Source organism: Halomonas sp. DP4Y7-1, assembly GCF_019800705.1.
GTDB lineage: Bacteria > Pseudomonadota > Gammaproteobacteria > Pseudomonadales > Halomonadaceae > Halomonas > Halomonas litopenaei_A.
This window is the reverse complement of record NZ_JAHVKS010000008.1, coordinates 114,350-131,959: the sequence shown is the minus strand read 5'-3', so window position 1 is coordinate 131,959 and position 17,610 is coordinate 114,350. Positions and strand designations below refer to the sequence as shown.

Annotated in this window: 18 protein-coding genes; 11 read left to right on the top strand and 7 right to left on the bottom strand. The window is 63.6% G+C overall.

Features of this window, described 5'->3' with window-relative positions:
* Positions 1-157: 157 nt before the first annotated feature.
* From KUV72_RS15395 to KUV72_RS15385, 3 genes are read left to right on the top strand one after another with little or no spacing between them, the layout of a single operon-like run.
* Complete coding sequence (locus KUV72_RS15395; RefSeq protein ID WP_222238993.1) at positions 158-1,129, top strand: Bug family tripartite tricarboxylate transporter substrate binding protein; 972 nt, start codon at positions 158-160, stop codon at positions 1,127-1,129.
* Positions 1,130-1,178: 49 nt separating this feature from the next.
* The gene (locus KUV72_RS15390; protein WP_222238992.1) at positions 1,179-1,739 is read left to right on the top strand and encodes a tripartite tricarboxylate transporter TctB family protein; all 561 of its coding nucleotides are present in this window, start codon (positions 1,179-1,181) and stop codon (positions 1,737-1,739) included.
* Positions 1,740-1,743: 4 nt separating this feature from the next.
* Positions 1,744-3,258, top strand: coding sequence for a tripartite tricarboxylate transporter permease (locus tag KUV72_RS15385; protein WP_206943756.1), 1,515 nt, complete (start codon positions 1,744-1,746; stop codon positions 3,256-3,258).
* Between the two features lie 167 nt (positions 3,259-3,425).
* Here KUV72_RS15385 and hmpA read toward each other — a convergent pair whose 3' ends face one another.
* Positions 3,426-4,598, bottom strand: coding sequence for an NO-inducible flavohemoprotein (hmpA, locus tag KUV72_RS15380; RefSeq protein ID WP_222238991.1), 1,173 nt, complete (start codon positions 4,596-4,598; stop codon positions 3,426-3,428).
* 441 nt (positions 4,599-5,039) lie between these two features.
* Here hmpA and norR point away from each other — a divergent pair, with 441 nt between their 5' ends.
* The 8 genes from norR to KUV72_RS15340 all read left to right on the top strand — a co-directional run bounded on the left by norR (position 5,040) and on the right by KUV72_RS15340 (position 13,600).
* On the top strand, positions 5,040-6,605 hold the full coding sequence (gene norR / locus KUV72_RS15375; RefSeq protein ID WP_222238990.1) for a nitric oxide reductase transcriptional regulator NorR: 1,566 nt from the start codon (positions 5,040-5,042) through the stop codon (positions 6,603-6,605).
* Positions 6,606-6,761: 156 nt separating this feature from the next.
* Positions 6,762-7,946, top strand: a complete 1,185-nt coding sequence (locus KUV72_RS15370) for an NnrS family protein (protein ID WP_222238989.1) — start codon at positions 6,762-6,764, stop codon at positions 7,944-7,946.
* A 4-nt stretch (positions 7,947-7,950) separates the two neighbouring features.
* Entirely contained in the window at positions 7,951-8,352 is a 402-nt protein-coding gene (locus KUV72_RS15365; RefSeq protein ID WP_222238988.1) for a SirB2 family protein, read from the top strand.
* A gap of 285 nt (positions 8,353-8,637) precedes the next feature.
* Positions 8,638-9,090, top strand: coding sequence for a c-type cytochrome (locus KUV72_RS15360; RefSeq protein ID WP_206943768.1), 453 nt, complete (start codon positions 8,638-8,640; stop codon positions 9,088-9,090).
* 80 nt (positions 9,091-9,170) lie between these two features.
* Positions 9,171-10,511, top strand: coding sequence for a cbb3-type cytochrome c oxidase subunit I (locus KUV72_RS15355; RefSeq protein ID WP_222238987.1), 1,341 nt, complete (start codon positions 9,171-9,173; stop codon positions 10,509-10,511).
* 52 nt (positions 10,512-10,563) lie between these two features.
* Positions 10,564-11,409, top strand: a complete 846-nt coding sequence (locus tag KUV72_RS15350; protein WP_222238986.1) for a CbbQ/NirQ/NorQ/GpvN family protein — start codon at positions 10,564-10,566, stop codon at positions 11,407-11,409.
* A gap of 8 nt (positions 11,410-11,417) precedes the next feature.
* The gene (locus KUV72_RS15345; protein WP_222238985.1) at positions 11,418-13,367 is read left to right on the top strand and encodes a nitric oxide reductase activation protein NorD; all 1,950 of its coding nucleotides are present in this window, start codon (positions 11,418-11,420) and stop codon (positions 13,365-13,367) included.
* On the top strand, positions 13,364-13,600 hold the full coding sequence (locus tag KUV72_RS15340) for a hypothetical protein (protein WP_222238984.1): 237 nt from the start codon (positions 13,364-13,366) through the stop codon (positions 13,598-13,600). Before KUV72_RS15345 ends, KUV72_RS15340 begins: the two co-directional genes overlap by 4 nt.
* On the opposite strand, the gene KUV72_RS15335 is transcribed toward KUV72_RS15340, so the two are convergent.
* The 6 genes from KUV72_RS15335 to KUV72_RS15310 form a co-directional block, all read right to left on the bottom strand.
* On the bottom strand, positions 13,597-13,947 hold the full coding sequence (locus KUV72_RS15335) for a hypothetical protein (RefSeq protein ID WP_222238983.1): 351 nt from the start codon (positions 13,945-13,947) through the stop codon (positions 13,597-13,599). The two genes, KUV72_RS15340 and KUV72_RS15335, sit on opposite strands and share 4 nt — an antisense overlap.
* 94 nt (positions 13,948-14,041) lie before the next feature.
* Positions 14,042-14,329: a cytochrome C oxidase subunit IV family protein gene (locus KUV72_RS15330; protein WP_222238982.1), complete on the bottom strand. Its 288-nt coding sequence runs from the start codon at positions 14,327-14,329 to the stop codon at positions 14,042-14,044.
* Between the two features lie 34 nt (positions 14,330-14,363).
* On the bottom strand, positions 14,364-14,942 hold the full coding sequence (locus tag KUV72_RS15325; protein ID WP_261317524.1) for a cytochrome c oxidase subunit 3: 579 nt from the start codon (positions 14,940-14,942) through the stop codon (positions 14,364-14,366).
* A gap of 93 nt (positions 14,943-15,035) precedes the next feature.
* Entirely contained in the window at positions 15,036-15,515 is a 480-nt protein-coding gene (locus KUV72_RS15320) for a hypothetical protein (RefSeq protein ID WP_206943781.1), read from the bottom strand.
* 16 nt (positions 15,516-15,531) lie between these two features.
* Positions 15,532-16,998 (bottom strand): cytochrome D1 domain-containing protein, encoded by a 1,467-nt coding sequence (locus tag KUV72_RS15315; protein ID WP_315857909.1) that lies wholly within the window; start codon positions 16,996-16,998, stop codon positions 15,532-15,534.
* The gene (locus KUV72_RS15310) at positions 16,995-17,366 is read right to left on the bottom strand and encodes a c-type cytochrome (RefSeq protein WP_261317523.1); all 372 of its coding nucleotides are present in this window, start codon (positions 17,364-17,366) and stop codon (positions 16,995-16,997) included. The genes KUV72_RS15315 and KUV72_RS15310 overlap by 4 nt, the downstream gene beginning before the upstream one ends.
* Positions 17,367-17,610: the final 244 nt, after the last annotated feature.

Here is a 17,610-nt window from a genome sequence, read left to right as displayed (position 1 = left end):
GGCCGTCGCCAAGCGGCAATGTTGTCAGGGCAGGCCAGTATCCGCTTCCACCGGCCCCCGGTGCAGGGCCATCAGTGTAACGCCAGCAGTCGCACCGCCAGCAATCACAATGCCAACAGACCCAAATCGCCAACAACAATGGCAAGGAGTGAACAAGATGCGCAAGTTGATGAGCGTGGCCCTGGGAGGCCTGATCGTTGTCGCCAGTGCCAGCGCGCAGGCCGACTACCCCCAGCGTGATATCCGCATGATCGTGCCCTGGGGCGCCGGCGGCGGCACCGATGGCATCGTCCGCAAGATCTCCAATCTTGCCGAGGCGTCCCTCGATGGCACCATCTATGTCGAGAACATCGAGGGTGGGATGAGTGCCAATGGTCTGGTCCAGACGCTGGGAGCCCGGCCCGACGGCTACACCCTGGTGGCACTGACCTACGACAGCGTGGTGACGATTCCCTGGCAGGGGATGCTGGCCGGCTTTGATATCGACAAGCTCGACCTGATTGCGCGTATTACCAGTGAACCCGATGCCATCGTGGTGCCCGCAGACTCGGACTATGCAAGCCTGGAGGCGTTGATCGACGCTGCCAAGGCGGCCCCCGGAGAGGTGCGCGCGGGTATTCAGAACATGGGCTCGCGTACCCACCTGACCCTGCTGCAACTGCAGGACCAGGCCGACGTGTCGTTCAAGATCGTGTCCTATCCCGGCGGTGCCGCGCCCCAGAAGGAAGCCCTGCTCAACGGCGAGGTGGACTTTGCACTGACCAGCCTGGGGGATTTTGAGTCGTTGATTTCCGCCGGCAACGCCAAGGGCCTGGTGGAGTTCACCGACGTCCAGAGCGAGAGCTTCCCTGATGTGCCCCCTGCCAGTGAGCTGGGCTACGACATCCAGATGGGCAGCTTTGTCATTCTGGCCGCGCCGGCCAACACGCCGGAAGACGCCCTGACGGCCCTGGAAGCGGCCTATCAGCAGGCCTACGACAGTGAAGAATTTCAGACCTGGCTGGTCGACGTAGGGGTCACCCCCAACTGGCTGGGTGCCGACGAGGTCGAGGCCTGGGCAGAAGATACCCAGGCAGAGCTGTTCGCGCGGATGGATGAGCTCAAGGAAGCCGGCCTGATTGGCCAGTGAGTCTCGGTTGCCGCCGGGCGCCGGCGGCAACCCTTGTGAGGATGTTGCCATGAAACTGCTGCTACGGGCGGGTGGTTGGCTGGGTGGGCGGCGAGGTGTTGTCGCCTGCCTGCTGGCAGTGACCCTGATCTACCTGGTAGAAGCCTTCAAGATTGCGCCACCACTGCATAATGGTGCCCTGACCGCGTCGTTCTTTCCGGTGCTTCTGGGCGTTGTCATGCTGCTGGCACTGGCCTTCGTCGTGCGTGCCGATCGCCACGCTGACGGTGACAGCGCAGAGGACGAGGCCCCGATGAGCGAGTCTGCCCAGGAGGCGACTCAAGAGGCGACTCAAGCGGCGACTTCGGGCGAGCCGGCACCGGCATCAATCTGGCAGGGCGCCCTGGCGGTGACCCTGTCGACCGGTCTCTATATCAGTCTGTTTGCCAGCGTCGGCTACTTTCTTTCTACCTTTGCCTACGCCTTCGCCATGATGCTGATCTTTGGCGCGGGCCGTCCTGCGCTTCGCAGCCTGGGCTTCAAGGCGCTGGTGGCGGTGGTCATCGCGCTGCTGGGATACGCCCTGTTCGAGCTGGTGTTCCAGGTGCGTCTGCCGACGCTGTGGAGGTGACGGCATGGATTACCTGATCGAACTGTCCAAGGGCTTCGCGGTGCTGATGCAGCCGGATATCCTGCCCTATCTCATCGGTGGCTACCTGATCGGTACCTTCTTTGGTGCGGTGCCGGGGCTGACCTCGATGCTGGCCATTGCGCTGCTGCTGCCGTTGACCTACAGCCTTGATATCACCGCCGCGCTGGTGGCCTGTGCGGGCATCTTCATGGCCGGGATGTGCAGCGGCAGCATCACCGCGACGACCATCAATATTCCCGGCGCCCCGGCCTCGATGATGACGGCGATCGAGGGCTATCCGTTGCAGCAGCGCGGCCAGGGCGCCAAGGCGCTGGGGCACGCGGCGCTGGCGTCGATGATCGGTGGCGCCATCGGGGCCCTGCTGCTGATGGTCATGGCACCCCTGGCAACGGATGCCGCGCTGCTGATTCGTACCCCCGGCAAGTTCTCGCTGATTGCCTTTGCGCTGATCGTGATCGTGATCTCTCAGCGCGGGGCCATCTCCAAGGGGCTGGTCGCGACCACCCTGGGGGTGATGGTGGCCACTGTCGGCATCGACGTGATGCAGCCGATTACCCGCTTCACCTTTGGTACTGGGGTACTGATGCAGGGCATCGACATCATGCCGCTGGTCATCGGCGCCTTTGCCGTCAGCGAGCTGTTGGTGCAGTCGCAGAATCGTGCCAAGCGTACCGTCGAGCGGGATGCGATCAAGGCCAGCGCCATTCGCCGGCGCGACTTTATTCCACCGTGGAAAGAGGTGCGCGAGATCGGTCTCTATCGCTATCTCAAGTCGGCCATGATCGGCTACAGCGTCGGTGTATTGCCCGGTGCGGGAGGCTCCATGGCGGCCTTCGTGGCTTACGCAGAGTCCATGCGCAGCTCACGCCACCCGGAGAAGTATGGCAAGGGCTCGGTAGAAGGTATCGCCGCCGCGGAAGGGGCCAACAATGCGATGTGCAGCGGGGCCTTCGTGCCGATGCTGTCGTTCGGCATTCCCGGTGACCCGACCACCGCCATTGTGCTGGGGGTTTTGGTGGTCAACGGCCTGCAGCCGGGGCCACAGTTCCTCGACAGCCAGCTAGCGCTGGTGGCACCGATGTTCATGGCCCTGCTGGTATCTGCGCTGGTGCTGGTGCCCCTGACCCTGTACGTGCTGGGGCCGTATTTCGTGCGCATCGTCTCCATCCGGCGCGACGTGCTGTACGCCAGTATTGCCGTAGTGGCCTTGGTGGGCTGCTATGTGGCGACCTATTCGGTGTTCCAGATGGGCCTTGCCCTGGTATTCGGCGTGCTGGCCTTCCTGCTGCGGCGCCAGGGCTACCCGGTGGCCTGCCTGTTGCTGGGCTTTGTGCTGGGGCCGAGCCTGGAGGAGTACTGTCGGCGCTCACTGTCGCTGTCCGACGGCAATCCGCTGATCTTCCTTACCAGTCCAGACAGTCTGTTCTTCCTGGCACTGACCGGCGTGTTCTATTACTTCATGGTGATAAGAAAGCCGGAAGCCCGTCAGCACGCTTGAGGCGCTGGTCCAGCCACCGTCGCCGTCTTGTATCTGCCAGCAGGCCGCGCTCTGATCCCAGAGCGCGGCTTTTTTATGGATGCCGGCGTCGCAGAGGAAGCTTTGTTGATAGCGCTTTGGCGCTAACGCAACGGTGCTAAAGCGACGGTGACGAAGATCGACAGGGGTCAGGCCGCGTGCAGCGGGCGCGAGGGACCAAAGTGCTCGTAGTGGCGCTGCTCAGGGGCAATACCCAGGGCGGCCAGGTGGCTGTCGATGGCACTCATGAAGGGCTCAGGGCCGACAAAATAGCACTGGGTATCGGCACCCGGCAGCAGTCGGGCGAGCAGAGCCTGTTCAAGGCGTCCCGTGATATCACCGTCGTCTCCATGATCATAGGCACAGATCCGCGTCATCAGCGTCGGGTACTCCCTCACCAGGGCGTCCACTTCGCTGCGAAAGGCGTGGTGGTGGATGTCCCGTGCCGCATGGACATAGCACAGCCGGCGGCCCTGGCTGAGCGCCTGGCGTGCCAGCGGCAGCATCGGCGTCTGGCCCACGCCACCGCTGATCAGCATCACCGGCCTATCACTATTGTCCAGCGTCAACTCTCCGGCGGGAGGCAGCAGCGCCAGGGTGTCGCCAACCTGCATCTGCTGGTGCAGGTAGTTGCTGACCCGTCCGCCTGGCTCCTGCTTGACCGAGATGCGGTAATCGCAGCCGTTGGGGCTGCCGGACAGGCTGTAATGGCGGTGGACGGTCTCGCCGTCGATGCGCAGTTGCAGTCCGATGTACTGACCCGGCAGCGCATCGGCGACCGGCTGACCATCGCAAGGTGCCAGGATGAAGGAGCGAATGACCTCACACTCGCGCTGGATATGGGCAATGCGAAACTCGCGCAGGCCCTGCCAGCCACCGGGGCGGCCAGCGAAGGCCTGATAGCGCTCGGCCTCTGCCGCGATCAGCAGCTCGGCCAGGTCGCCATACAGGGCTCCCCAGGCGTCAGCGATCTCGGCGGTGACGGCATCGCCCAGGACGTCGCCGATGGCGGCCATCAGGCACTCGCCAACGATGGGGTACTGCTCGGGCTGGATGCCCAGTGAGACATGCTTGCTGATGACGGATTGCATCTGCTGGCGTACCGCCTCGGGTTGCTGGCGCAGCCCCACGTAGGCGAGCACTCCCCGTGCCAGGGCCTTGGGCTGGCCGCCGTCGGCCTGGTGGGCCTGGTTGAACACCGCCTTGACCTCTGGGTAGCGCTCGAACATCAGCGGGTAGAAGCGGGCAGTAATGGCGTCCAGATGCTCGGCGACCAGCGGGGCGGTAGCATCGATGATGGCGTCTTGGGCAGCTGTGGTCATGGTAGGTCCTGTCAGGGAAAGGTGGTGACGAAGGTGCCGTGCATCCTTCATCTTGGCGTCTTGGCGCTGTCGTATCGGAGGCATGGCTCGCTGCGGACTAGTCGCAGTCCTGGCGAGGTGGTCAGCCAGGCTGTCGCAGCGGGTCGGAGGGTGGCCGTTCGCGCCCGTGCTGAAGCGCTGCGCGTTTTAAGATCAACAACGTGGTGACGCGTCAGGCTCCCTCTGCCTGATGTCTCAGGAGCAAGGGGCGTGCCCAGGCGTCATGGGTGCGCCAACTTGCCGCGGCCCTGGCAGGATCGCCAGCGAGAATGCGGGCTGGGGCGGGCTAGGGCAGGCTGGGTCGGGCAGGACGAGCGCGATCGAGGGGCGAGTGAATGTTGCCTAGTGTCATATCGACAGGGTTATTGCTATCTTTTTGACACTGGTCATGTCAAAAGGACAATGCGAGTGGTCGATTTTCTTCAACAGCTGCGTGGACTGCTGCAGCGGCTGGGTGACCAACAGGGGCCTGAGCTCGCCGAGGCCTGGCAGGGCGTGCTGCGCTCGCTGGTGGCGAGAACGTCGGCGGACGCCAGTGCCTTGCTGGTCGTACACGGGCCAGGGCTTCGACCCGTGGCGATTCAGGGCCTGCCTGAAGGGGTCGCGGGCAGAACCTTTGTTCTCCAGGACCATCCTCGCCTGGAAGCTATCGCCAAGGCGCCCGGGGTCTGTCGCTTCGCTGCCGACTGTGGGTTACCCGATCCCTATGATGGCCTGCTGGATGACGGCCTGACCCCGGTGCATGACTGCCTGGGTGTCCCGCTGCGCGATGGTGGCGAGCTGATCGGCATGCTGACCCTGGACGCGCTGACCCCGGGAGCCCTCGCCGACTTGGATGACGAGGGTCTGCTGGCTGCTGCCGAGCTACTGGGCACCTGCCTGCGCCTGTCGCAGCGTCTGGACAGTGCGCGTTTGCAGCTGGCCCTGAACCATGCTCCTGAGGGCCATCGCAACCAGCGCCTGGTGGGCTGGCGCAGCGCCACCATGCGCAAGCTGATGGCGTCGGTCGAACTGGTGGCAGCTACCGACATGAGCGTGCTGGTGCACGGGGAAACCGGTGTCGGCAAGGAGCGTATTGCTCACGCCCTGCATCATGGTTCGCGCCGCGCCGGGGGGCCCCTGGTGGTGGTGAACTGTGCGGCGTTACCGGCATCACTGATCGAAAGTACCCTGTTCGGCCACCGGCGCGGCGCCTTCTCCGGGGCGGTGAGCGATCACAAAGGCCACTTCCAGATGGCCGACGGTGGCACCCTCGTGCTGGATGAAGTGGGAGAACTGCCACTGGAGCTGCAGCCGAAGCTGCTGCGGGTGCTGCAGGAAGGGGAAATTCAGCCCCTGGGCAGCGATCAGCTGCGCCATGTCGACGTCAGGGTGGTGGCGGTGACCAACCGGGACCTGGCCCAGGAGGTGACCCAGGGACGCTTTCGTGAAGACCTCTATCATCGGCTCAGCGCCTTTCCCCTTGAGGTCCCGCCGCTGCGCCAGCGCCTGGATGACGTGATGTTGCTGGCCGGACATTTTCTCGAGCAAAACCGGGTGCGACTTGGCGTCGGCAATCTGCGTCTTAGCGACCAGGCGCGTGCAGCACTGCTCGCATGGCACTGGCCGGGCAACGTGCGTGAGCTGGAGTCCCTGCTGGCCAGGGCGTCGCTGCTGGCGATGGCCGAGGTCGACCGGCTGGCGTCACCGGATGCACGACGCAGAAGCCTGCGTATCGATACCGTCCACCTTGGACTGAAGACACCTCCTCTGACGCGCTCAGCCGCCCACCTCGATGAGCAGGTGAGTGCTCAACGTGGGACGGCACATGACCTATTGCCGCTCAGGGAGGCGACGGACGAGTTCCAGCGCGATTGCATCAGCCAGGCCCTGGCCATGGAGCAGAGCTGGGCCGGAACGGCGCGTCGGCTGGGCATGGACCCGGGCAACCTGCACCGGCTGGCCAAGCGGCTGGGGCTGAAGGCCTGAGGGGTGCCCGGAGGCACTAGCGAGGCTGCTATCTGGAGGCGGCCAGCAGGGGGAAGGTCGGCCTGGCATCAGCAGTGCCTTTGATGTGCATCATGGTGGCGATAGCCAAAGCGGGCCAGACTGGACAAGACCAACGGCTTTACTCGGGTACTTGTCATGTCCTCCATTGCCGATCGCCTGCCGCTGGCACGCCTTGCCTTTCGTCCCTTCTTCTTGCTGGCGGCGGCATTCAGCCTGCTGTCGCTGCTGCTGTGGCTGGGCTACTGGCACGGCGTGTTCCTGCTGTCGCCCCGGGCGGGCATGCTGTGGTGGCACCAGCACGAAATGCTGTTTGGCGTGGTGGCCGCGGTGGTCTCGGGTTTTCTGTTGACCGCGGTGCAGACCTGGACGGGACTGCGTGGCCTGCACGGTGGTCCACTGCTCGGGCTTGTAGCGCTGTGGCTGGCGGCGAGGCTAGGGCTGGCGTTTCCCGGCTTGCCCGAGCCCCTGGTAGTGGCGCTGGACGTCGGCTTTCTTGCGCTGGTCTGTGCGGTGATGGCGGTGATGGTCATTCGTGCCAGGCGCTGGCGTAATCTGGTCTTTATCCCGGTGCTGGCGATTCTGGCCGGGGCCAATCTGGGCAGTCACCTGGGGGTTGCTCGGGGAGACCCGGAGCTGGTACGTCAGTCCTCCTACCTGGCGGTCATGCTGGTCACGTTGATCATGGCCGTGCTGGGGGGGAGGGTCATCCCGATGTTCACCGCCAACCGCATGGGACTCAAGCGACGACCGTCGCTGGGATGGCTGGAAGGTGCGGCACTGGGCAGTCTGGCCGTGGCGGTGCTGCTGCAGCTGGCCCGGACGTTTGGCATTGAGCTGCCTGATGCCCTGCTGGCCAGTATTCTGTTGTTGGCGGCAGTGCTTCACCCGCTGCGTCTGATCCGCTGGCAAGGGGTGGCCACCGCGCGGGAGCCGCTGTTGTGGAGTCTGCACCTGAGCTATGCCTTTGTCCCATTGGGACTGCTGCTGTGGGCGTTCGGGCTGTTCGGTGTCGGCCGCGTGGAGCTGGGCATTCACGCCATCACGGTGGGCGCCATGGGGACCATGATGCTGTCGATGATGTGTCGCGTGTCGCTGGGACATACCGGCCGTCCGATGCGCTGCCTGCCGGGGGTCGGCGTGGCCCTGGGGCTGCTGATCATCGCCGGACTGTCACGCTCGCTGCTGTTGGCGCTATGGCCTTCGGTAACCCACTGGGTCTACAGCGCCAGTATTGTGTGCTGGTGCGCCGGCTACGGACTGTTCCTTCTGCACTACCTGCCGATACTGAGCGCACCTCGCCTCGACGGCCAGATGGGCTAGCAGCATGTCGGCAAGCCTCTATCTGTTCATGAAATCGCTGCATGTGACGCTGGCCGTGTTCAGCGTGCTGTTCTTCGCCTGGCGCTGGTGTCGCGCCATGCAGGCCGGTCCAGCGGTTGGCTCCCCCACGATGAGAAAGCTCCCTCATGTTCTGGACAGCCTGTTGCTGGCGGCAGGGGTAGCGCTGATGGTGTCGACTTCCCAGTGGCCTCACCAGACACCCTGGCTTGCCGCCAAGCTGACGGCCTTGCTGGCCTATATCGGGCTTGGAATGCTGGCCATGCGGCCAACCTTGCCTTTCTGGATACGCAGCGTCGCTGCCTCACTGGCTCTTGTGGTGTTTCTCTACATGCTGGGGGCGGCTCATCGCCACAGCATGCTCTCCTGGTTTTCGTCATTTTCATGACCCGATGGCGGCTCGTCTTTGAGCTGTATCAATGCTTTTCTTTCAGTGTTTATGGTGACGGCATTGTCTCCATGAAGTAGGCGTATATCTCTGCCAAAAAAGGGTGAATAACGTCACTCCATTAAATGGTTGATAGGGCGAATCAATCGATAAAATGGGTGATGCACGTCATATTCCGAGTGTTTTTGTCAGGTATAAAGTCTCTCCTCTTCATACAATGAATATCGGCGCCATGGAGGTCTGTCTTTTCGGCGCCATGGGCCAAAACAATGAGGAGGCGTCGTTATGGCCGAGGGTCTGACAAAATCTGCAGCACGCAACATCTTCTATGGTGGCTCACTGTTTTTCTTCCTGATCTTTGTAGCTCTGACGGCGCATAGTCACTGGTACATCGTGAAGGAGTCTACCAGTGCCCTCCCTCTCACCGATTCGGTGAGGGCAGGCAAGCATGTCTGGGAGAAAAACATGTGTATCAACTGCCACAGTATCATGGGTGAGGGGGCCTATTTCGCACCAGAGCTTTCCAATGTATGGACACGCTACAAGGGACGTGACAACCCAGAGGCTGCTAGAGCAGGCCTGGCCGCCTGGATGCGCGCACAGCCGCTAGCGATCCCCGGTCGTCGAAAGATGCCGCACTTTGACCTTAGCGACGAAGAAATGACGTCGTTGATCGACTTCCTTCAATGGACCGATGCCATCGATGACCAGAACTGGCCACCCCATGAGTCCGGGTAGCAGCCTCTGGCTATGCCAGCCAGTGGTCGGCAGTCACGAGATGGGGTCGAGAGAGGGATAATCCTGGAGGGATATGCAACATGAAATATGAAACGCAGAAGGTGGCCTACGCCTTCTTTCTGGTCGCCATGGGGCTGTTTGCCCTGCAGGTCGTGTTTGGCATCATGGCCGCAGTGGTCTATGTGTTTCCTGATTTTCTGGCCCAGGTCATGCCGTTTAACGTGATCCGGGTGAGCCATACCAACCTGCTGATTGTGTGGCTGTTGATCGGCTTTATGGGCTGTACCTACTACCTGATGCCGGAAGAGGCTGAACGGGAGATCCATAGTCCGATGCTGGCCTATCTTCAGCTGGGCATCTTCGTGGTCGCGGGCGTCGCCGCCCTGGCGTGCTACCAGCTGGGGATCCATGAGGGGCGTGAATTTCTCGAGCAGCCGTTCTTCGTCAAGGTGCTGATCACGGTGTCCTTCCTGATCTTTCTCTATAACACCAGCATGACCTTGCTCAAGGGCCGCAAGACCACCATCAACCTGGTGTTGATGCTCGGCCTGTGGCTGGCCGCGGTGTTCTGGCTGTTCGCATTCTACAACCCGGGCAACCTGTCGGTGGACAAGGTCTACTGGTGGTGGGTGGTGCATCTCTGGGTGGAAGGCGTGTGGGAGCTGATCATGGCGTCGCTGCTGGGATATCTGCTGATCAAGATGTCCGGGGTGGACCGCGAGGTGATCGAGAAGTGGCTGTACGTCATCGTCGGTCTGTCGCTGTTCTCGGGGCTTCTCGGCACCGGACACCACTACTACTGGATCGGCACCCCCAGCTACTGGCAGCCCATCGGCAGCATCTTCTCGACCCTTGAGGTGATTCCGTTCTTCGCCATGGTGGTGTTCTCCTTTGTGATGTTCTGGAAGGGCTCGCGCAATCACCCCAACAAGGCGGCCATGCTGTGGACCATGGGATGCCCGACGGTGGCCTTCTTCGGCGCCGGGGTGTGGGGCTTCATGCATACCCTGTCGTTCATCAACTACTACTCCCACGGCACTCAGGTGACGGCAGCCCATGGCCATCTGGCCTTCTATGGCGCCTACGTGATGCTGATCCTCGGGGTGATCAGCTATGCCCTGCCGCAGCTGCGCCGGACTCAGCCCTTCCACCAGGTGCTCAATATGTGGGGCTTCTGGATTCTGACGTCGGCCATGTGCTTCATGACCTTCACCCTGACCTTTGCCGGTGCGGTGCAGACCCATCTGCAGCGGGTGCTGGGAATGAACTACATGGAGGTGCAGGACCAGCTCGGCCTGTTCTACGCCATGCGCCTGGGCACCGGTATCGCTGTGGTGGTGGGCGCGGCGCTACTGCTCTATGCCTTGTTCGGGCCGATTCGCCGTGGCACGGCGGCGGGCTCGACACTGTCTGCTGCCTGACCCGCATTGAGGCCGTCTTAGGGCGGCCTCGAATGTCTGGAGGACCCCCTTGATGACTCACGCTTCACTCTCACCACTACTCTCACCACTACTCGCACCACAGCCGCGCAGCCTGGCCGCTGACAACGTACCGTTCTACCAACCTCAGGGTAACGAAGTCGCGCTGTTCGAGCATGCCTATCGCCAGCGGCTGCCGCTGATGCTCAAGGGGCCCACGGGCTGCGGCAAGACGCGTTTCGTGCGTCACATGGCAGCGCGGCTTGGCCTGCCGCTGCATACGGTGGCCTGTCATGATGATCTGACGGCGTCAGATCTGACCGGGCGCTATCTGCTCAAGGGTGGGGAAACCGAGTGGTCCGATGGCCCCCTGACCCGGGCGGTTCGCGACGGTGGGATCTGCTATCTGGATGAGGTGGTGGAAGCACGCAAGGATGTGACCGTGGTGCTGCATCCGCTGACCGATGACCGGCGCCTGCTGCCGCTGGAGCGCACCGGCGAGCAGCTTTTGGCCCCGGATGATTTCATGCTGGTGGTGTCCTACAACCCGGGCTACCAGCATATTCTCAAGACCCTCAAGCCCAGCACGCGCCAGCGCTTCGTGGCCATCTCGCTGGACTTTCCCGCGGCATCGGTCGAAGTCGACATCGTAGCCCGGGAGAGCGGCCTGCCCCGTCAGCGCTGCGAGGCGCTGGTCAGCCTGGCCGCCCGGCTCAGGACGATGAAGGGCCAGGACCTGGAGGAGGGCGTCTCGACACGCCTGTTGATCTACTGCGCCAGCTTGATCCAGGCCGGTATGCCGGTGCTGGACGCCGCCCGGGCGGCGCTGCTGGAACCTCTCAGTGACGATCCTGATGTGCTGAAGGGCATCGAGGATGTCGTCACCGCCACGTTCGGGTAGCCGCTGTCATGCTGGAGTTTCTTGAGGTCGAGGAGTTCGTGGGCCGTCGCTGGCACCGCTGGGCGTCCCGCGCGGCGAGCTACCAGGAGTATGGCGAGGCGGCGGTTCACCTCGATGAGCTGTCTCGCCCGCTGGGGGTGCTGTTTCGCGCCAGCGGGGGAGACCCGGGCCTGACCATCGAGGCCATCGGCAAGCGTGCCTCTCGCCACCGGCTGTCGTGGCGACAGCGGCTGGGTTTCGATGAAGAAGCGCTGGAGGTGGCGCGGCGAGATAGCGAACACCTGCTGCTACCGCCGCGCCTGGCGCTGCTGCCCGAATGTGCCCTGAACCTGGACCTGTATCGCTGGCTGGTGATGTTTCTGGCTGAGGCCCGTCCCATCGCTGCCGCGAGGGACCCTCTGGTGCGTGACCTGGCGTCGCTGGCTGAGGCCCGGCGCTGTACCGAGGCCACCCTGGCGCGCTATCCGGGGTTCGTCGCCCGTCACGCGCGACTCTGTCGGGCGCTACTCAAGGCGCGTCCTCAGCGCCGTGGATTGCCACCGGCAGAGGCCGCCGTGGAGGCGCTGGTTCGCCGCCTGCTGGGGGATGACGCTGGTGAGGCGTCGCCCTGGTGGGACTGGCTCCAGCATGGCGCTGCAAGGACCTGCCCTGAGGTGCGGGCACCCAAGGGCTATCGTCACTACCTGCCACTGCCGTTGTGGGGCGAGGCACTGAGCCCCATGACCCTGTCGGGGGCGAGTGACGATGACGAGGACATTGACGATGCGTCAGCCTTGCCCAAGGCGGTCGAGGTGGAAGGGGCCAAGCGCAAGGCCGAGCGACGCTACCAGGACCAGGCGGAGAGGGACGATCCGCTGATGCTGAATGCCTCGGAGAAGATGCTGTCCTGGGCGGAGATGGTCAACGTCAACCGTCAGCTGGAGGATGAGGACGAAGAGGCCGCGCGGGAAGCCGCCGACCAGCTCGACGAGATCACCTTGAGTCGCCACCAGCGGCGCGCTGCGTCACGCTTGAGCATGTCGCTTGAGCTGGCGCCCCACGCCGTTGCCGACAAGGCGCTGGTAACGAGCCAGCCTGATGAGGTGCTGTACCCCGAGTGGAACTACCGCAAGGGGTGCCTGCTAGCGGACCACTGCCGGGTGATCGTCGAGCCCGCCACCGACGAGGCCGAGCCCTGGCAAGGGGATCAGCAGGCGTCTCGACGGGTGCGCAAGGTGCGCCGACAGTTCGAGGCGCTCAGGCCGCGGCGTGAGTGGCTAAGAGGCCAGGCGGAGGGCGACGAGCTGGACCTTGACGCACTGGTGCGGTGTCGCTGTGACCTGGCGGCAGGGAGCCAGGCCAGCGATCGGCTGTTCGTCGATGCCAGGCCCCAGGGACGGGATCTGGCGGTGTCGATACTGATCGACGTATCGCTCTCCACCGATGCCTGGCTCGATAGCCGTCGGGTCATCGACGTGGCCCAGGAAGCACTGATGGTGCTGGGACATGGCATTGCCGACTGTGGCGACGATGTCAGTATTCATAGTTTTACGTCCCAGCGCCGCCACAGGGTCTGGGTGCGCCAGCTCAAGGGCTTTGATGAGCCCATGGGAGAGCGTGTCGAACGCCGCATTTCGGCGCTTACGCCGGGTCACTATACCCGCATGGGACCGGCAATCCGCCATCTGGCGAAGGGGCTGGTGGACCATCCTCGTCGACACCGCCTGGTGCTGGTGCTGACCGACGGCAAGCCGAACGATACCGACTATTACGAGGGACGATACGCCATCGAGGACACCCGCCATGCCGTGCGCGAGGCCATGCGCGACGGGGTGCGGGTGTTCGCGGTGACCATCGATCGCGAGGCGAGCCGCTACCTGAGCCGTATCTTCGGCCGTTCGGGCTACGCTATCGTGCCGCGGCCGGAACATCTGGCGCTTGCGCTGCCGGGCATCTATCGCCAGCTGGTGGCGCAATGAGGGACGTTCGCAGCGATGCCAGCCACCACGACAGGAACCAGCGCAGAGGGACTTCACTACGCCATCGGCTGGCGTTGGTAGCCGGCCTGGCACTGGCAGTGGCGTTGCTGACGCCGCTGGCCTGGCTGATCCATCACCGAGACTGGGGAGTCCTGCTGATGCCGCTGGTCCCCGTGGTGATCTGGTGGACCCTTAAAGTGTGGCGTTATCTGGAGCAGCGATTCCCTGGCTAGCGGACGAGGTCCCGGATACCCACTATTTCGTAGGCAAACTGGGCGCTGTCGTGGCGATAGATGTCGGTTCTCAGCACGCGCTGTCCCAGCAGCACCGCCGGGGAGGAAAAGTTCAGTGCACTCTGGGTGCAGTCACCGTAGCCCCACTGGATCTGGTAGTGGTCATTGCTCTGGCGATCCAGCACGAAGGGGTAGGTGACCAGCGCCTCTTCTGCGTGGTCGCGAGCGTAGCCGTAGACCTGCTCGGAGGTCAGGTCGCCGTGTTCGTCGATCACCGCGATCAGGCGGATGGTCTCGCTCGGGTCATCCTCGAAGGTCATGTCAACTTCCACGGCCTTGTTCATCATGGCTCCTTGGGTGTTGGTCGTGTCTTGTCTGTTTCGGGCAGGTCTGTTTCGGGCGGGTCTGTTTCTGGCGGGGGGGCTTGGCAGCGAGGCCGCATCAGTCCATTGCCAGCCAGCGCGGCAGCAAGCCCGCCGCCGCGAGGCAAAGTCCCATCACGCCGACCATGAGCAAGAGTCCGCCGCGCCAGGCGGAAGGGGCAATACGCAGGTCGAGGTAGTTCGCCAGGATCTGTTGTGCCTTGATCAGGCTGGCGCCGATCACCAGCGTCAGGCCCCACCAGGGCAACTCGCCCCGATGCAGGGCGCCACTGGCCATGGCCAGCAGCGTCATCAGCATCAGTAGCGCCCAGGTCCGCCAGCGGCGTCGTTGCAGGTCGTGGTGCATGGTCGTGGTCCCTTCGATACGGGTGTCGTTGGCGTCATCTCACCAGGTACAGCAGCGGATAAAGCAGCACCCAGACCAGGTCCACCATGTGCCAGAAGGCAGCGACGGTCTCCACCGTATGGGGGTGTGGGCGCCAGGCGGCGATGGCCAGCAGGCATAGACCAAATATGACGTGTGCCGCATGAAAACCGGTCAGACCGATATAGAAAGTGAAGAAGGTGACGCTATTGGGTATTGGGCTGGTAAAGAACTCGAGGTGATATTCGAAAGCCTTGATCACGCAGAACAGGATACCCAGCGCCATGGCGATCCAGAGCCGCTGACGGGTGCGGCGTCGCTGTCGCGCAGAAGGTGGTTGTCGGGAGGCGTCGACGGCCAGCGCTGCGGCCAGGCCGCTGGTGAGCAATACCAGGGTATTGAGACCGCCAATCAGCGGCGCGAGATGCTGTTGGCCGAGCAAGAAGGACTGCGGTGCGTTCGCACGGTGCCAGGCAAACACACCGAAGAAGGCCGCGAAGACCAGCAGCTCGCTGAGGATCAACACCCACATCAGCGGGTTGCCGGGCAGGCCCGATAGCGGGCCCCAGCCCGGATTGGGCATAGCGCTGGGCATAGCGCTGGGACTCTTATCGCTGGGCATAGCGCTGGGACGCTTATCGCTGGGGCCTTCGATATCACGCCTTCGCTTGAGGTTCGCCATGACGTATCAGTGTGGCGGCGCGTCGGTGAAGCGAATGCGACAGCCCCCAAGCCATGGCGACCATGGGCACGGAATCGCTTGCTGCGCCAACAGTCGGCGAATGCCGAGGGCGCAGCGTCCCACCATCCAGATCAGCGCCAGGGTAATCCCCGCGTAGCCATAGACCCAGCCGACACGTCCGTTCAGTGCCAGGGCCTCACTGGCGGTACCGATCAGCTGCCACAGGCCAAGCCCCACCAGGCCAGCCGCGACGCCATACCAGAAGGTCGCCAGCTGAAAGCGCAGATGACTGAGGAGCAGGGCAGCGGCGGGGCGTCGCAGCAGCAGCCACAGATGTGCCACGAGGGCACAGACAGGGGCCGTCACCACCGCCATGACGCTGCCCAGCATCAGGGCATACAGCAGCAGAACCCGACGCTGTTGCGAGTGAGAGGCGGACGGCGGGTGGTGATCGTTGCTGTCCTGTGACAGGGGGCGACTCGGCATGCCTTGTCTCCTGGGCCTACAGGCCGATGCGGTGGGCGCGGTCGGTGAAGAAGATGCCGCTCGGGGAGGCGATATCGAGAGTCGCCAGACGCTCGAAGGTGGCGGTGTCATAGACCACCACCTGGTCGGAGTCACGGGCCGAGATCCATACCTCTTCGCCGCGAGGACTGAACTCCATATGCAGCACGGCCTGGCCTGGCGTCAGCGACCTGATGACATCTCCGCTCTCGCTGTCGAGGACCTGGACCATGTCGTTATCCGGATAGGCGAAGTTGACCCACAGCTGTCGCTGGTCCGGGCGACTCATGACAAACACTGGCTGGCCATGTACCGCGATACGGCGTTCGAGCTGCCAGTCATCGAGACTGGCCATCAGCACCTCATGGCGGCCTACCGCCGGCCACCAGGCGTGATCGTTGGCGATGGTCCAGCCTTCCAGGTGCGGCATCTTGTAGACCGGCAGTGACTCGTCGCCCTGACGGTAGCCGGAAAGCACCGGCTCGACCCCGCGCTCCGGGTGCCACAGGTCGAGTCGGGCCAGGTGGTCCTCGCCGAACAGTCCCGCCACATAGTAGCGGCCGATAGGGTCGATCAAGGCGTCGTAGGGCCGGTCACCGATCTGGGTAAAGCGGGTGACGGTGGGCGCCTCTCCGCTGGCCAGGGGCGTCGTGTCGAGTATCTGAATCTCGTCTGCCTCCCACAGGCTGTAGACGAAGCGGTGGCCAGGCGCATCCACCAGACCGACCACCTTCGACAGGGCTTCATGACCGCTGTTGTGCTGAACGCTGTTGTGCTGACCGTTGTGCTGACCTCCTGATGGATAGCGTGCCGGGACCTCGGCCAGCAGCGTCAGACTATCCGAGTCGAACAGCTTGACCCCGCCGGGCTCATAGTTCGCCACCGCCACGATGCGCCCGTCCTGGGATATCGCGCCGCCAATGCTGTTGCCTGACTGAATGACCCGGGCGGCGATACGTGCGCACAGCAGGTCCACCTTGGTCAGCCCGCCATCACGCCCGAACACATAGGCGTAGCGCTCGTCACTGGAGAACTTCACCGAGGCATGGGACAGATCCCCAAGCCCCTCGATGCGATCGACCACCTTGTGTGCGCGGCGGTCCACCAGCGCCAGTCGGCCATCTGCCCGCTCCACCACTACGCCGAGTCCTCCGGTGGCACGCAGCTGGCAGGCGCCGGTGTCTTCTGGCAGTGCAGCGGGGGAAGGTGACGTGCCAAGCGAGTCGGTCGTGCGGATCGTCGTGGTGTCCTCGGAACGATCCTGTCCCATGGCAAATCCTGAGCCCAGCAGCAGGCCAGGCACCAGACCAAGCATCAGACCAAGCGACAGCATGGCGCGACAACTCCGCCATGCGGTGGATAAGGCGGGCGACAGGGCGGTGGGTGACGTGGGCGCCGGTGACGCAGTCACGGGGCTCGCGTCACGTTGGGAGCCGTGCCCGAAGCGGGAAAGCGTAGTGGTCATGGAGACTCCTGGGGAGCAGCAGGCTGATGCTTCAGGGCGTCAGCGATCCAGTGGGCCTGCTGCGGGGACAGCACGCCACGCCATGGCGGCATGGCGGTGCCGGGCAGGCCATCGAGGATAAGCCTGGTCAGCGTGTCGGTGTCATAGGCAGACAGTCGCTCGCTGGTGAGGGGTGGGCCAAGCCCTCCCTTCAAGGTCATGCCGTGGCAGGACCCGCAGTCCTGGTGCAGCAGGTTATCGAGGGCTGCGGGGTCGACACCGTCGGCCGCAGGCGTCGCCGCCGCGACCATGGAGGTTGGGCTCAGCAGCAGGCCTGCTGCCATCAGGCCAGCGGTCATCAGACCGGCTGTCGCCAAGCGGGCAGGCATCCGACTCGCCGCCGCCGAGTGCTTCACCAACCGTTGATGTGGATAGGGTCGCACTACCCACCACCCGCACCGAGCTGGCGCTAACCGTGTGAAGTGGCGAAAAACATATCGCAATGCCATGGAAACACTGCCTCCAGCGATGGACCTGTTGCGTTCGCCAGTGTCCTTGATTCATCAAGAATATGTATTGATATGGATCGTTGTTTTTCCATTGGAAGCGTCAGTGATGGAAAGAAGTTGTATT

Bases quoted from the DNA above. Each gene is read 5' to 3' on its own strand.
- KUV72_RS15385 (WP_206943756.1), top strand. From the start codon at position 1,744: ATGGATTACCTGATCGAACTGTCCAAGGGCTTCGCGGTGCTGATGCAG.
- KUV72_RS15315 (WP_315857909.1), bottom strand. From the start codon at position 16,998: ATGACCACTACGCTTTCCCGCTTCGGGCACGGCTCCCAACGTGACGCG.
- KUV72_RS15340 (WP_222238984.1), top strand. From the start codon at position 13,364: ATGAGGGACGTTCGCAGCGATGCCAGCCACCACGACAGGAACCAGCGC.
- KUV72_RS15390 (WP_222238992.1), top strand. From the start codon at position 1,179: ATGAAACTGCTGCTACGGGCGGGTGGTTGGCTGGGTGGGCGGCGAGGT.
- KUV72_RS15335 (WP_222238983.1), bottom strand. From the start codon at position 13,947: ATGATGAACAAGGCCGTGGAAGTTGACATGACCTTCGAGGATGACCCG.
- norR (WP_222238990.1), top strand. From the start codon at position 5,040: ATGCGAGTGGTCGATTTTCTTCAACAGCTGCGTGGACTGCTGCAGCGG.
- KUV72_RS15310 (WP_261317523.1), bottom strand. From the start codon at position 17,366: ATGCCTGCCCGCTTGGCGACAGCCGGTCTGATGACCGCTGGCCTGATG.
- KUV72_RS15320 (WP_206943781.1), bottom strand. From the start codon at position 15,515: ATGCCGAGTCGCCCCCTGTCACAGGACAGCAACGATCACCACCCGCCG.
- KUV72_RS15325 (WP_261317524.1), bottom strand. From the start codon at position 14,942: ATGCCCAGCGCTATGCCCAATCCGGGCTGGGGCCCGCTATCGGGCCTG.
- KUV72_RS15330 (WP_222238982.1), bottom strand. From the start codon at position 14,329: ATGCACCACGACCTGCAACGACGCCGCTGGCGGACCTGGGCGCTACTG.
- hmpA (WP_222238991.1), bottom strand. From the start codon at position 4,598: ATGACCACAGCTGCCCAAGACGCCATCATCGATGCTACCGCCCCGCTG.
- KUV72_RS15360 (WP_206943768.1), top strand. From the start codon at position 8,638: ATGGCCGAGGGTCTGACAAAATCTGCAGCACGCAACATCTTCTATGGT.
- KUV72_RS15395 (WP_222238993.1), top strand. From the start codon at position 158: ATGCGCAAGTTGATGAGCGTGGCCCTGGGAGGCCTGATCGTTGTCGCC.
- KUV72_RS15365 (WP_222238988.1), top strand. From the start codon at position 7,951: ATGTCGGCAAGCCTCTATCTGTTCATGAAATCGCTGCATGTGACGCTG.
- KUV72_RS15370 (WP_222238989.1), top strand. From the start codon at position 6,762: ATGTCCTCCATTGCCGATCGCCTGCCGCTGGCACGCCTTGCCTTTCGT.
- KUV72_RS15345 (WP_222238985.1), top strand. From the start codon at position 11,418: ATGCTGGAGTTTCTTGAGGTCGAGGAGTTCGTGGGCCGTCGCTGGCAC.
- KUV72_RS15350 (WP_222238986.1), top strand. From the start codon at position 10,564: ATGACTCACGCTTCACTCTCACCACTACTCTCACCACTACTCGCACCA.
- KUV72_RS15355 (WP_222238987.1), top strand. From the start codon at position 9,171: ATGAAATATGAAACGCAGAAGGTGGCCTACGCCTTCTTTCTGGTCGCC.